This is a genomic window from Neisseria sp. P0021.S007 (genome assembly GCF_051956855.1).
The window spans coordinates 1-595 of sequence record NZ_JBQCXA010000797.1 but is presented as its reverse complement, the minus strand read 5'-3'; the positions used below and the strand labels follow the sequence as shown (position 1 = coordinate 595).

Annotated in this window: 1 protein-coding gene; it reads right to left on the bottom strand. The window is 52.1% G+C overall.

Annotated features, from left to right (window positions below; translation table 11 throughout):
• On the bottom strand, nucleotides 1-595 hold a 595-nt coding region (gene rfaQ / locus ACTHUR_RS16010; RefSeq protein ID WP_440399660.1), incomplete at both ends, for a putative lipopolysaccharide heptosyltransferase III.

Below are 595 nucleotides of genomic sequence, written 5' to 3'. Positions count from 1 at the left end.
CAACAGACGTGTCGGATCGTTAGTGTCGATACTGTCAGGATGCGGTAATTCGGCATAATCGCCGGCATAAATGACTTCGGCCTGCTCGGAATACGGACGCCATTTATCCACCCATGACGCGCCAAACAAAGCAATTTGCGGTTTATCCAAAGCAGCAGCGATGTGCATCGGTGCAGAATCGACACCGACAAACAGTTTGGCTCCCTCAATGGCCGCCGCCAATTCACGCAGGCTCAAGCATCCGGACAACACATATACTTTTCTGCCTTCCGGAATATTCAGACGGCCTATAATTTCCTGAAGCATGTATTGTTCGACAGTGTCGGGAGAAGCAGTCAACACGACATTCTGCCCGCTGTTGAGCAGAAGCTGTACGATGGCGGCATTCTTGCCGTCTTCCCAACATTTGAAATGCCAACGCGCACCCGGGTGCAACAACACATAATCTTCGCCGCTCCAACCCTGCTCACGCAATTTCTGCCGCATGCTTTCCCTTGCATCTTGCGCCACCCAAAGGCGTACTTTCGCATCGGCCACGTCTTCCGGCTGGATAAGCGGCGCAAGGATATTCAATTGGTTCTCAACGATATGATGG